The 12328-nt window shown below is 63.2% G+C and carries 9 protein-coding genes; 4 read left to right on the forward strand and 5 right to left on the reverse strand.

Annotation, left to right across the window (positions count from 1 at the left end; all coding sequences use genetic code 11):
• Window positions 1-391: 391 nt before the first annotated feature.
• A complete protein-coding gene (locus DW171_RS01085) occupies window positions 392-2569 on the reverse strand; it encodes a DEAD/DEAH box helicase (protein ID WP_199586791.1) in 2178 nt (725 codons plus the stop codon).
• A 549-nt stretch (window positions 2570-3118) separates the two neighbouring features.
• On the opposite strand from DW171_RS01085, the gene DW171_RS01090 reads away from it, so the two are divergent.
• From DW171_RS01090 to DW171_RS01105, 4 genes are all read left to right on the forward strand, one after another.
• Window positions 3119-5461, forward strand: coding sequence for a cation-translocating P-type ATPase (locus DW171_RS01090; RefSeq protein WP_118270202.1), 2343 nt, complete (start codon window positions 3119-3121; stop codon window positions 5459-5461).
• 147 nt (window positions 5462-5608) lie between these two features.
• Complete coding sequence (locus DW171_RS01095; RefSeq protein ID WP_118270203.1) at window positions 5609-5830, forward strand: heavy-metal-associated domain-containing protein; 222 nt, start codon at window positions 5609-5611, stop codon at window positions 5828-5830.
• A gap of 48 nt (window positions 5831-5878) precedes the next feature.
• Window positions 5879-6151 carry a metal-sensing transcriptional repressor gene (locus DW171_RS01100; RefSeq protein WP_117583949.1) on the forward strand — a complete coding sequence of 91 codons (273 nt, stop codon included), beginning with the start codon at window positions 5879-5881 and terminating at the stop codon, window positions 6149-6151.
• A gap of 112 nt (window positions 6152-6263) precedes the next feature.
• Window positions 6264-6737: a hypothetical protein gene (locus DW171_RS01105; protein WP_118206024.1), complete on the forward strand. Its 474-nt coding sequence runs from the start codon at window positions 6264-6266 to the stop codon at window positions 6735-6737.
• Window positions 6738-6890: 153 nt separating this feature from the next.
• Here DW171_RS01105 and DW171_RS01110 read toward each other — a convergent pair whose 3' ends face one another.
• The 4 genes from DW171_RS01110 to DW171_RS01125 all read right to left on the reverse strand — a co-directional run bounded on the left by DW171_RS01110 (window position 6891) and on the right by DW171_RS01125 (window position 12326).
• On the reverse strand, window positions 6891-8261 hold the full coding sequence (locus DW171_RS01110; protein WP_118270204.1) for an amidohydrolase family protein: 1371 nt from the start codon (window positions 8259-8261) through the stop codon (window positions 6891-6893).
• A gap of 329 nt (window positions 8262-8590) precedes the next feature.
• Window positions 8591-9661 carry a hypothetical protein gene (locus DW171_RS01115; RefSeq protein ID WP_118270205.1) on the reverse strand — a complete coding sequence of 357 codons (1071 nt, stop codon included), beginning with the start codon at window positions 9659-9661 and terminating at the stop codon, window positions 8591-8593.
• A gap of 122 nt (window positions 9662-9783) precedes the next feature.
• A complete protein-coding gene (locus DW171_RS01120; protein ID WP_118270206.1) occupies window positions 9784-10491 on the reverse strand; it encodes a hypothetical protein in 708 nt (235 codons plus the stop codon).
• A gap of 353 nt (window positions 10492-10844) precedes the next feature.
• Entirely contained in the window at window positions 10845-12326 is a 1482-nt protein-coding gene (locus tag DW171_RS01125) for a glutamate synthase subunit beta (RefSeq protein WP_118270207.1), read from the reverse strand.
• Window positions 12327-12328: the final 2 nt, after the last annotated feature.

The following is a 12328-nucleotide window of genomic DNA, read 5'->3' on the forward strand; positions in this document are numbered from 1 at the left end:
CGACGGACCTCGGGACGCTCTTACACCACGTCTGCGCGCGCCACCAGGGGACCCGTGCATGCCGTGAAAAAACACGCTCACATCCAAAAGAATGCGAGCGTGAAAGCCAAATGGCAGCAGGGGTGCCAGACGGCGAGCGGAATCCCTGGCGTATCCGCCCGGGCACCGCAGCCGCCGCGTGTCAGTGGGGAGTTTCACGTTCTCCGTCGATGCCAGAACCCCGCATACGCGAATCTCCAACTAAGCCGATAGCCCACATCTCTTGCCGCGACCGTCTCCGTGCATTTTCGTTAGGGAGCCGGCCCACCTCAAACTGCGCCCACTAAAAAGGACCCCGAGCATAGTCTGCTCGGGGCCCAAATTCATCTCGCCTTACCGCGCGACACGTGTGTTACTTGCGCTTGCCGCCGCCGTCGCCGGGACGACGGGAGCTGCCGCCGCGCTTGCCGCCACGATTGTTGCCATAGCTGCCACGGTTATCGCGACCGCCGGCACGACCGCCGCGGGAGCCGGCCTGGTTGCCGCCGCGCCCGCCGCGATAGCCGCCACGGCGCTCCTCGCGGGTGTCGTCGTAGTTGCGCCAGTCATCGCGACGATCGCGGCTGGCACGCGGATCGCGACGATCACGCGACTCATTCGAACGACCGGCGCCGCTGCGACCACCGTTGCCACGAGCGCCCTCGCGACGCTCGCCACCGCGGCCACCCTCGCGGCCTCCGCGCTCGTCAAAGCGCTTGCCGCCGCGGGACTCGCCGCCGCGGGTACCACGCTCGTCACGCGAACCACGGCCTTCGCCGCCACGGCGCTCATCGCGCCCGCCGCGTTCGCCATCGCGACCGGAGCGACGACGGTCACCCGAGCCACGCTTGCCGCCACGCGAGCCACGGCGCTCGGCACGATTGCCGCGCGGGGCCTGCTCGACGGCACCAGCACCGCCGCGCTCCTCGGCAGCTACCTCGCGGGCAACGCTCTCCACGGCCGCGTCCACGCGAGCCTGAACGCCCTCGCGCACGCGGGTCTTGCCGCCGCGCTTGGGACGGCTCGGGCGCTCGCCGTCGCCGCGACGCTCGTCGCGACCGCGGTTGGAACGACCGGCCACATCGCCGTAGTCATCGCCGTTGCGCTTGCCGTCGCGACGTGCCTGCTCAAGCTTCTTCTTGCTCTTGGACTTGCCGCGCTTGGTCTTCTTCTTCACCTTAAAGGCCGCAGGATCGCGCTCGGGGTCGACGGCGGGCGGGTTGGGGCCCACGTGCAGGTCGCCGGCCTCGTAGATGTCGGCGGTCTTGTCCATGAGCTTCTCGATCTCGTAGAACTCGTCCACGTCCTGCTCGGTCACAAACGTGATGGCCCAGCCCAGCTCGCCGGCGCGGCCCGTACGGCCAATACGGTGGATGTAGTCGGTCGGCTCGGCCGGCACGTCAAAGTTCACGACGTAGCGCACGTCGCTAATGTCGATGCCGCGGGCGAGCACGTCGGTTGCCACCAGCACGTCAACGGTACCGTTGCGGAAGGCCGAAAGGGCACGCTCGCGCTGGGCCTGGCTGCGGTTACCGTGAATCGCGGCGGCCTTGATGCCCTTGCGCTCCAGACGACGGCAGCAGCTGTCGGCACGGTGCTTGGTGCGCATAAAGACGATCGTGCGCTCCGGACCCTCCTTCTTGAGAAACTCGGGCAGCAGGTTATTCTTGGCCTCGATGGACACCGGGAACACAAACTGGTCGACGGTGTCGGCGGTCGACGTGGCCGGCGCGATCTCCACACGGGCCGGGTCGCTCACCAGGTCGGTGATCTCGCCCATGGCCTCCTCGTCGAGGGTCGCCGAGAACAGCAGCGTCTGGCGCTCGGCCGGCGTCTCGCGCACGATGCGACGGACGGCGGGCAAAAAGCCCATGTCGAGCATGCGGTCGGCCTCGTCCAGAACCAGCACCTTGACCTCGTTCAGGTGGCAGGCTCCCTGCTCGATCAGATCGACCAGACGGCCCGGCGTGGCGACCAGGATGTCGCAGCCGTACTTGAGGGCCGCGGTCTGGGGCTTGTAGCTCACGCCGCCCACGACAGTCACGGCAACGTGGCCCGTGACGTCGGCGATTTTGCTCGCGACCTCGTCAATCTGCTGTGCGAGCTCGCGCGTGGGGGTGATGACGAGCATCACGGGACCGCGGCCGTTGCCCTCGGGCTTTTTAGCACCGCGACGACGGTTGCGGCCGCCGCGCTCGCGTACGGGTTTGGGAGGAGCGATGTGCTCCAGGTTGTTCATGGTCGGCAGCAAAAAGGCAGCCGTCTTGCCGGTGCCGGTCTGAGCGGCGGCAAGCAGGTCGCGGCCCTCGAGCACCACGGGGATCGAGCCGGCCTGGACAGGCGTGGGCGCCGTGTAGCCAAGGTTCTCGATGGCACGAAGCATCTCGCCCGAAAGACCCAGCTCGTCAAAGGCGGGCAGGTTCTCGGTCGCGGACTCCACGGCCTGGGCAGCATTGGCCTCGTCGGCAGCATCGAAGGCAGCCTGGGTCATGGCCTCGCGGGTCTCGTCCAGAATCTCGGCGTCCGTGACGTCGGATACAGAATTACGCATATGTTGTTGTTCCTTATCTGCACGCGTTATGGGCACGGCATGCAGCCGCGCGGGGCGTGCTTGGTAGTGCGCTAATACATACAAAACAGGTGCGCACAGAGAGGACGTTGCTCAGCACGCTGGCGATCGCTTTGGCAGCCTATCACGCGCCGTCCAGACGCAGCGGCCCTAAGCGATGGAGCAGATTCGCCGCCGGTTAGTATACCCGCGCTTCGCATGCCCCCACGTAAACCACAGATGACGGGGCGGTCGGGGCCGATTGTCTCAATCTGTAACAGTTACGAGACAAAACCGGGTCTACACGTTACAGATTGAGACGAACTCAAACATCGCAAAACATAATCTCGATCTGTAACAGTTAGAGGTCATTTTCCCCGCTAGATGTTACAGATCGAGATGTTTGACATGAGCTGCCAACGATTGAGCAGCCACCCGCATCTGTAGCGAAATGTCATACATTCTCATCTCCACTGGACACCCCCAGGGGGTATGGGTGTATAGTATCGGCAGGTTAACAATTCAAACACTACGCCACAGAAAGGAGAAGCCATGGCTCAAGATAAGTTCGATGTGGGCGGCATGACATGCGCCGCCTGTCAGGCGCACGTGGACCGTGCCGTGAGCAAGCTCGACGGCGTCCAAAGCGTCGCGGTCAACCTACTCGCCGGTTCCATGATGGTCGACTACGACCCCGCGCAGGTCTCCCCCGACGATATCTGCACCGCTGTCGACCGCGCAGGCTACTCGGCCTCGCCCGTCGATGCGGGCACCGGTGCCGCCGGCTCAAACGGCAGCACGCAAGCCAGATCCGGCGCCACCCATATGGAATCGCCCACCAAAAAGCTAGAGGCCACTGCCTCCGCCATGCGCACCCGTCTCATCATCTCAATCATCTTTCTCATTCCGCTGTTCTACATAGGCATGGGACACATGCTCGGCTGGCCGCTGCCCAGCATCTTCACCGACCACATCCACAGCATGACGCTCGCCCTCACCGAGCTTGTCCTGCTCATCCCCATCGTCTATGTCAACGACGCGTACTTTATCAACGGGTTTAAATCGCTCGTTCACGGCTCGCCCACCATGGACGCCCTCATCGCCGTGGGCGCCACCGCTTCCGTCGCCTGGTCGCTCTACGCCATGTTCATCATGGCCGACCAGTTAGCCGCGGGTCAGGTACACGAGGCCATGATGACGAGTATGGACAATCTGTATTTTGAGAGCGCGGGCACGATCCTGTCGCTCGTCACCGTGGGCAAATACCTCGAGACGCGCAGCAAGTCCAAAACCGGCGGCGCCATCGAGGCGCTCATCGACCTGGCGCCCAAGACCGCGACCGTCGTGGCGGAGGACGGCAGCGAGACCACCGTCGACGTCGACAGCATCCTTCCCGGCCAGGTCCTGCGCGTGCGCCCCGGCGAGTCCATCCCCGTCGATGGCGTGGTGCTCGAGGGCAGCTCGGCCGTGGACGAGAGTGCGCTAACCGGCGAGTCCATCCCCGTGGAAAAGGCCGCCGGTGACACCGTCAACGCCGCCACGGTCAACCGCACCGGATCGTTTACCTTCCGTGCCACACGCGTGGGCGCCGACACGTCGCTTGCCAAGATCATCCAGCTCGTCGAGGACGCCAACGCCACCAAGGCGCCCATCGCCCGCATGGCCGATAAGGTCGCTGGCGTATTTGTGCCCGTGGTGTTTGTGATCTCGGCCGTGACCTTTGCGGTGTGGATGGCACTGACTGGCAGCGTGAACGAAGCGCTCACCTCCGCCGTGGCCGTGCTGGTGATCAGCTGTCCGTGTGCACTGGGCCTGGCCACGCCCGTCGCCATTATGGTGGGCACCGGCAAGGGCGCCGAAATGGGCATTCTGTTCAAGAGCGCCGAGGCGCTGGAGAACCTGCGCAGCGTGGGCACCGTGGTGCTCGATAAGACGGGCACGGTCACCCGCGGCAAGCCTGCCGTGACCGATATCGTGGTAGCCACGCGCGCTGACGGCTCGTCCGCCATGAGCGAAAAGGCGCTGCTCAAGCTGGCCGCCGCGCTGGAGCGCTCAAGCGAGCACCCGCTGGCCGAGGCGATTATGGCCGAGTGCGAGACACGCGGAATCGTCGCGCGCATGGTCGAGGACTTTGCTGCCGTGCCCGGTCGTGGCGTTACGGCGCACGAAGGGCGAAACGCCATTGCCGCTGGTAACGTGCGCCTGATGAACGAGTTGGGCGTTACCGTGCCCGCGGGTCTTGCCGAGCAATTTGCCGCCGAAGGCAAGACGCCGCTGTTCTTTGCCAAGAACGGCGAGCTTGCCGGCACCATTGCCGTGGCTGACAAGGTCAAGGAGACAAGCGCCGCAGCCATTTCCGCGCTGCGCTCACTCGGCGTCGACGTGCGCATGCTCACCGGCGACAACCGCGTCACTGCCGAAGCAATCGCCCGCCGCGTGGGGCTGAGCAGCGAACAGGTCATCGCCGACGTCCTTCCCGCCGACAAGGAACGCCACGTGCGCGAACTGCAGGATGCGGGCGGCAAGGTCGCCATGGTGGGCGACGGCATCAACGACTCCCCCGCCCTGGCGCGCGCCGACGTGGGCCTTGCTATCGGCACCGGCGCCGACATCGCCAAGGAGGGCGCCGACGTGGTACTCATGCGCAGCGACCTCATGGACGTCGCCCGAGCCATCGAGCTTTCACGCGCCACGATCCGCAACATCAAGCAGGACCTGTTCTGGGCGCTGTTCTACAACGGCATCGGCATTCCGCTGGCGGCGGGCGTGTTCTTCCCCCTCACCGGTTGGCAGCTCTCGCCGATGTTCGGCGCCGCGGCCATGAGCCTGTCGAGCGTGTGCGTCGTAACCAACGCGCTACGCCTGAAATCCTTTAAGCCTAAAGTGGCAAAATAGGCTCACCATTAAGTCCATTTAGAACGGGTTTTCCAGGTGCCCGAGATTGACCTGAAAGAGGAGCGACGCGTACTTTGGTACGCGAGCGACGGCTTGAAGGTCAAGGTCGGGTGCCTGGGAAAGCCGACACAACAGAGAGGAATACCCATGCGTTACACAATCAAGACTTCCGGCCTCATGTGCGGCCACTGCGACGCCACCGTCGAGACGGCGCTGCTCAACGTAGCCGGCGTGACCGACGCCGACGCCGATCACGAGACTCAGACCGTCCAGGTGGAGTGCACCGACACCGTGACCGCCGAGCAGCTCGCTGCCGCCGTCGAGGGCGCCGGCGAGAAGTTCCATGCCCTGTCCGTAACCGCCGCGTAGCAGCTACCAGAGACATTCGACCCCATCGACCAGAAACGAGGACCCGCCATGATGGCAGACCATAAATCGGTGACCCGCATGCTCAAGACGGCACGCGGTCAAATCGACGGCATCCTGCGGATGGTCGAGGAGGACCGCTACTGCGTCGATATTTCCACGCAGCTCATGGCAACGCAGGCGCTCCTCGCGCGCATTAACGCCGACGTGCTCAAGGCCCACATTGAGGGCTGCGTCGCCTCGGCCATCGAATCGGGCGACGAGGAGCTCAAAGCCGCCAAGCTCGCCGAGATCGAACGCGTCGTCGACAAACTCGCCAAGTAATTGGTGCAATGGGGACAGGTACGTTTGCACCACATTGGTGCAGATGAACTTGTCCCCCTTGCTCTAAATCGGGTATAAAGGCGTGCAGCATATCGAATGAAAGGCAATGTGCATGAATGACTTTATGAAGGGTCGCAACGGCGCCGATGAGCTCACCATCGTGATGGGCTTTGCCGGAATCGTCATCGCGATGATCGGATCGATGGCCCGTATCCAGTGGCTCAGCTGGATCGCCATCGCCGTGATCGTGTTGGGCGTGCTGCGCGGCCTGTCCAAAAACATCGACGCGCGCCGCAAGGAGAACGATGCCTTTGTCGCGGCGACCGCAAACGTCCCCGGCCTAGGCAAGTTCGTCGCCAGCTTGGGCGGCGGGACTGCGGCCGCCAACGCCTCGCGCGCGGCCGGCACCAGCAAGGAAGACTTTGAGCGCGCCAAGCGAACGGCCAAGAAGATGTGGAAGGGCCGCAAGACCACGGCGTACCTCAAGTGTCCCAACTGCGGTCAGATGCTGTCCGTCCCCAAGGGCAAGGGCAAGATCCGCGTCACTTGCCCCAAGTGCCACGCCAAGATGGAGACACGCTCCTAGGCATCGCGCCGTGGGGCAAATGAATCAGTAGTGTTTGTCTCAAATCTGAAGCATTTATTCGATAAAAAAGCCGAGGCCTCTTGCTGAGACCTCGGCTTTTTTGTATAAGGCGGCGGCGTTCGACGAGCCGACTGTCCCCCGTCACACCGGCGCTTACGCCACGCCGTCGCGGGCCAGCTCCTCGGCCAGCGCTTCGGCAGGCATGGCCATAATCGTGTCGAGCTCGGCGTCCACCTCGGGAATACGCTTCACCTTGAGTTTGCGCACCAGGTTGCCGCGGCACATCACGTGCATTGGCTCGCGCAGAGCGCGCAGGTCATCGAGCGGGTTCTCGCGCGTCACCAGGATATCGGCGGCCTTGCCGCACTCGACCGTGCCGGTCTCGCCGCCTAGGCCCAACAGCTCGGCATTGACCTGCGTCGCCGTATGCAGCGCAAAGGCGTTGCTCACGCCCACGTACTTGGCAAAGTAAGCGACTTCGCGCCACATGTCGTACTGGGTCACGAACGGGCAGCTCGAGTCCGTGCCCAGGCCCACCTTGACGCCGGCTTCCAGCGCCGCACGAGCGCTCTCGATAATGCCCGAGCACACGATGTCGCCGTTCTTCTTTTGCGTGTCGGTCGAATGGGTCTTTTCCGGATCGAGCAGTACAAACGGCAGCGCCGGACTAATCGTGCAGGTCACGCTCGGCGCGCGTCCCTCGAGCTGTGTTCCCGCGGCGCCGCGGTACAGCTCCAGGATCTCGGGGGTCATCGGAGCGCCGTGCTCGATTGTGTCGACACCGGCCTGAAGCGCGGCCTTCACACCTTCGGTGCTCTCGACATGGGCCATAACCGGCAGGCCCACCTCGTGCGCAGCCTTGCACGCCGCCGCGGCGACATCGACCGGCATGCGCAGCACGCCCGGCTCGCCTACTTCGGTCGCATCGAACACGCCACCCGTTACGAACAGCTTGATGACATCGGCACCGCGCGCATACAAGTCACGCACTTGTTCGGCCGCCTCGGCGGGACTATTAGCCACCTGGGCGAACAAGCCCGCACCATGGCCGCCCGGCACCGTGACGCCCGTTCCCGGCGCCACCAGACGCGGACCCTGATACTTGCCGGCGTCGATAGCGTTGCGCACGGCGATGTCGGCAAACAGCGGGTCGCCCGCGCCGCGCACCGTGGTCACGCCGCTTGCCAACTGTTGCTGGGCACTGCCTTTGAGGATGTGGCGAACGATGGCGCAGCCCACGGGATTGTCGAGCTTCTTCATCAGCGCGCCCGCATCGCCCGCCGAGACCGGTTTGCCCGAACCGCACAGATGCACGTGCATATTGATGAGACCCGGCATGAGATACGCACCGCCCAGGTCGATGACCTCGGCACCTGCAGGCGCCTGCGCCACAGCAGTCGGCCCCATCCAGGTGATGATGCCACGCTCGACGGCCACGGCCATATCGGACTGCGGCTCCATATGCTCCGAACCATCCAGAACGGTCGCATTGATAAACAACGTGGGACGATCAGCAGACGCCATATCGAGCTCCTCCCCCTCAGAAAACTTCAACATTTGTCCATTATTACCCAGTTCGGCAGGATTGCTGCGGACATATCGGTTAACGGAGAAAGGAGGAGATGCGGAGAATGGAATGCGTTGCAGCCCCATCCCAGCGACATCCGGGAAATGTCTTGATCTGTAACAGATAGACCGTCTTTAACCTTCCAAATGTTACAGATCGAGATCTTTCGGCACCGCGTCCAACCTTCTGTCTCGATCTGTAACAGTTACGAGGCCAAACGGCCCCTTGTTGTTACAGATCGAGACAAACTCGGCAGGAACAACCACATCCGCGTCAGTTGCACCACTCAGCGCCCATACCACTGCCGCCTCCATTGCTCAGCCAAATCGGCCCGCTGCGGAATGTCCGCCAGTCTCATCTTTTCAGCCAGCTTCCCCGGATTCTTGAGTTCATCAAACGTAAACCTCAGCACCTTATGTCCGAGCATCGTCAGATGGGACTCCCGCTGACGTTCCGCCACGAATGGGTCGACCGACTCCCGATCCCCACCATCCTGCAGGGTATACTTTCCCTTTCCATCGAGCTCGCCAATCACGCACGTCCCGTCCTCGAGCCTCCAGAAATAGTCGACTCGAAATACCTGATTCGGATCGAGCGGGTCACGAAACTCCACCTGCAACCCTGGCACCGGAAAACCGTATGCAATAAAGAACGCCCGAAAGCGAGACTCACCGCCATTCTCGGACAGCCCGTCCGCATACGACGCGATCACCTGCGCTCTGCGATACCCTCGCCTGCCCTCGCAATCGGAGCGGAGACACTCGCACAGGTCATCGCGCGATACGCCCTTTGCTCGCAACGCAGAATCGGCAATCGCCAACCCGTAGGAGAACGGCGCGCGCAGCAGGCAATCTTCTACCGTGCGCCAAAACGGCGTCACCCGCACGCCATCGACTTGTTCAAGCGCGCCCGCCGCCTGCGGACGCAACAGCCGGCATCCTGCACTCAGAGGCACCGAGCAACCTGTCTTAACAAGAAATCGCGGCCCGAGCAGATGATTCGGCACCTCCAGACCCCACAAAAGCGCCGCGTCATAACCCCAAAACGCCCAATCGGGATGAAACTCTGCAAGCCCTTTGATGGTACGCAGCGCTCGCTCCGCCGGTGTCAACGCGTCCCAATCATGTTGAAAACAGAACAAATACGACTCAGGCTCCGCGATATCGTCGGTTCCCACATGGCGCCGCAGCCACATGAGCTCGGCATTGTCGTGCGTCACAAACAGCACGCCTTGTTCAGCCGCCTCCGTGAGCCTGGCAAGCATCCTATTCCGCGCCAAGGTGTTACGTGTTGCATGCTTGTGTTTGAAAACGGTATTAGACACTTCCATCACCACCACATCGGAGAAATGGGCCATCGCCGCTGTTGCCTCCGCTGACAAACGTCTCGATCTGTAACAGGTAGACCGGTTTTTGTCCCTAAACGTTACAGATCGAGACATAAAGGCAGAAGGCAAGGCAGGCGACAGCTGCCCATCCTCTACTCCCATTCCTGTTCGTAGATGTTGAGCGACTTCACATACCGCCCCTGGGCGCCCATGACGTCGCGGACCAGGCGCAAAAAGAAGCTGATGCACGAGGTATCGAAACCGTCCTCTAGGTCCTCGGGATGCACCGCGCCCGGCCCGTCGACGGCCGTGTCGCCCAGGCGCGCGATGTCATACAGGTAGAGCTGCCCCGCCGTCAGCCAGACATCGTCGACGCACGCGAGTCGCACCGCAATCGCGCCGTCGCTCCAGTGCTCCTTTTGCACGATATGTGGGTCGTAGACGTCAAAGCGACGGTCGGTGCGCGTGTCACGCAGCGCGACCATACCAGCTGCAGGGTCCTTGTCCAAAATGCCAAAACGCGAAAAGTAATGCGTGCCGCACACTTGCTCAAGCCGCTTGAGCGACGCAGGCGGAAGCGACGCCGGCGGCTCGTCCACATACAGTTCCAACAGCGTCTTGCCGTGGTAATAGGGGCGCTCAAACAGCAGCCAATCGGTAAACGCCATGTTGTAGGCCATGATTTCGTTTTGAGAAGGTTCCTCGCAATAGCTGAGCCACGGATCGACGATAATCTCGAACTGCTCGCGCGCCGGCTCCAGAAATTGAAACTTCCGCAGCATCCAAAAGTGAGCCATGTCGGCAATATCGTTGCCGACGGCTTCGGCCAGCTCTGCTCGGTCAAATACTTGGTCAGTCATGGCATCCTCCTCAAACTGATGGACCTCAATTTGAGCTTACGAGGAGGGCGAGCAGCCGAGGCAAGCGCGGGCAAAATAGGCCTTCGACTGCAAACCAGATGCTGACCAAACACTTGACGGGACACTTGACCGAATGAGCGAACCGCAACAAAACCGCAGGTAGACATAGACAGCCAACCCGCCCTTTTGAGCCAGATGCCCGCAGCCACCACAGAAACAACAGGTGACCACAGCCCAAGAAGTCGACAAATGAACACCCGTACGTCGACAAACGAGCAAGTCGCTCGCAAAGAGTGTCCCCAACGACTAGACAAAAAATGACTAGTCATTGGGGACGTTCTTAAATGACTACTTTACAGCTCCAGTGCCTCGGCGACTTCGGCTGCGCAGGCCTGGGCATCGGCCATGGCGTTCACGACGAGCGAGCTGCCGTTGCGGGCATCACCGGCCACATACACCGGCGCGGCATCGGCGGCGACACCCTCCGTGCGAGCCGCGAGGTGCGAGCCCTCGGCAGCCATCACCGGCAGCGGACGACCAGCGGTGGCAACAGGCACGCTCACCGCATCGAACACGCCGTGCTCGGGACCCGTAAAGCCGCAGGCGATGAGCACCAGCTGCGCCGGCACCTCGTGCTCGGAGCCCGCAATGCGCTCGGGCTTTCCCGCCGACCAATCCAAATCGACCACGCGCAGACCCGCAGCCGCACCCTTCTTGTCCAGCAGCACCTCGAGCGTATCCACGCCCCAGGCGCGCATCTCGCCACCCATCGCAGCGATAGCCTCCTGCTGGCCGTAGTCGGTCTTCTTAACGTTGGGCCACTGCGGCCAGGGGTTGCTCGCCGCGCGCTTATCGGGCGCAGCCGGCAAGAACTCAAACTGGCGCACGCTGCGCGCACCCTGGCGCACCGCAGTGCCCACGCAGTCGTTTCCGGTATCGCCACCGCCAATGACCACAACGTCCAGGCCGCGTGCGTTCACCGCGGGCTCGCCGCCATCGAGCACCGAGACGGTCGAAGCCGTCAGATAGTCCACGGCATACACCACGCCGGGAGCATCCACGCTCGCAGCCGAAAGCCCGCGCGGGGCACGGGCACCAGCAGCCACCACGACAGCGTCAAAGTCATCGAGCTCGGCCGCCACCGCAGGGTTCGTAACGTCGACACCCAGCTCAAACACAATGCCCAGTTCGCGCATGAGCGCCACGCGACGCTCGACCACGGACTTCTCGAGCTTCATGTTGGGAATGCCGTACATGAGCAGGCCGCCCGGGCGGTCGTCGCGCTCAAACACCGTCACGCGGGCGCCACGACGCGCAAGCTCCCATGCTGCCACCAGACCAGCAGGACCGGAGCCCACCACGGCAACCGTGGGCGCGCCCTCCCCTGCCGGCTCAAAGCGGCGCGGGCCACCGTTTGCCCATTCGCGGTCGCTGATCGCACGCTCGTTGTCATGGATCGTCGTGGGCTGGCCATCGACCGAACCCAGGTTGCACGCGGCCTCGCACAGCGCCGGGCACACGCGACTCGTGAACTCGGGCATGGGCGAGGTGAGCGCCAGACGCTCGGCAGCCTCGTCCCAGCGGCCGCGATACACCAGCTCATTCCACTCGGGAATCAGGTTGTGCAGCGGGCAGCCACTCGGGCGCGCCTTGCCAAAGCTCGCGCCCATTTGGCAAAACGCCACGCCGCACATCATGCAGCGGCTCGCCTGGGCACGGCGCGCGTCGTCGTCGAGCTCCACGTACAGCGGATCAAAATCATGGCTGCGCTCCTCCACGGGGCGAAGCTCGTGGGTCACACGATCGATATCAAGAAAAGCACCGGGCTTACCCATGG

Source organism: Collinsella sp. AM15-2, from assembly GCF_003471985.1.
Classification (GTDB): Bacteria; Actinomycetota; Coriobacteriia; order Coriobacteriales; family Coriobacteriaceae; genus Collinsella.

What these genes read in the sequence shown, in the direction of transcription:
- DW171_RS01100 (WP_117583949.1), top strand. Translation starts at nt 5,879, where the DNA reads ATGATGGCAGACCATAAATCGGTGACCCGCATGCTCAAGACGGCACGC.
- DW171_RS01085 (WP_199586791.1), bottom strand. Translation starts at nt 2,569, where the DNA reads ATGCGTAATTCTGTATCCGACGTCACGGACGCCGAGATTCTGGACGAG.
- DW171_RS01125 (WP_118270207.1), bottom strand. Translation starts at nt 12,326, where the DNA reads ATGGGTAAGCCCGGTGCTTTTCTTGATATCGATCGTGTGACCCACGAG.
- DW171_RS01115 (WP_118270205.1), bottom strand. Translation starts at nt 9,661, where the DNA reads ATGGCCCATTTCTCCGATGTGGTGGTGATGGAAGTGTCTAATACCGTT.
- DW171_RS01110 (WP_118270204.1), bottom strand. Translation starts at nt 8,261, where the DNA reads ATGGCGTCTGCTGATCGTCCCACGTTGTTTATCAATGCGACCGTTCTG.
- DW171_RS01095 (WP_118270203.1), top strand. Translation starts at nt 5,609, where the DNA reads ATGCGTTACACAATCAAGACTTCCGGCCTCATGTGCGGCCACTGCGAC.
- DW171_RS01120 (WP_118270206.1), bottom strand. Translation starts at nt 10,491, where the DNA reads ATGACTGACCAAGTATTTGACCGAGCAGAGCTGGCCGAAGCCGTCGGC.
- DW171_RS01105 (WP_118206024.1), top strand. Translation starts at nt 6,264, where the DNA reads ATGAATGACTTTATGAAGGGTCGCAACGGCGCCGATGAGCTCACCATC.
- DW171_RS01090 (WP_118270202.1), top strand. Translation starts at nt 3,119, where the DNA reads ATGGCTCAAGATAAGTTCGATGTGGGCGGCATGACATGCGCCGCCTGT.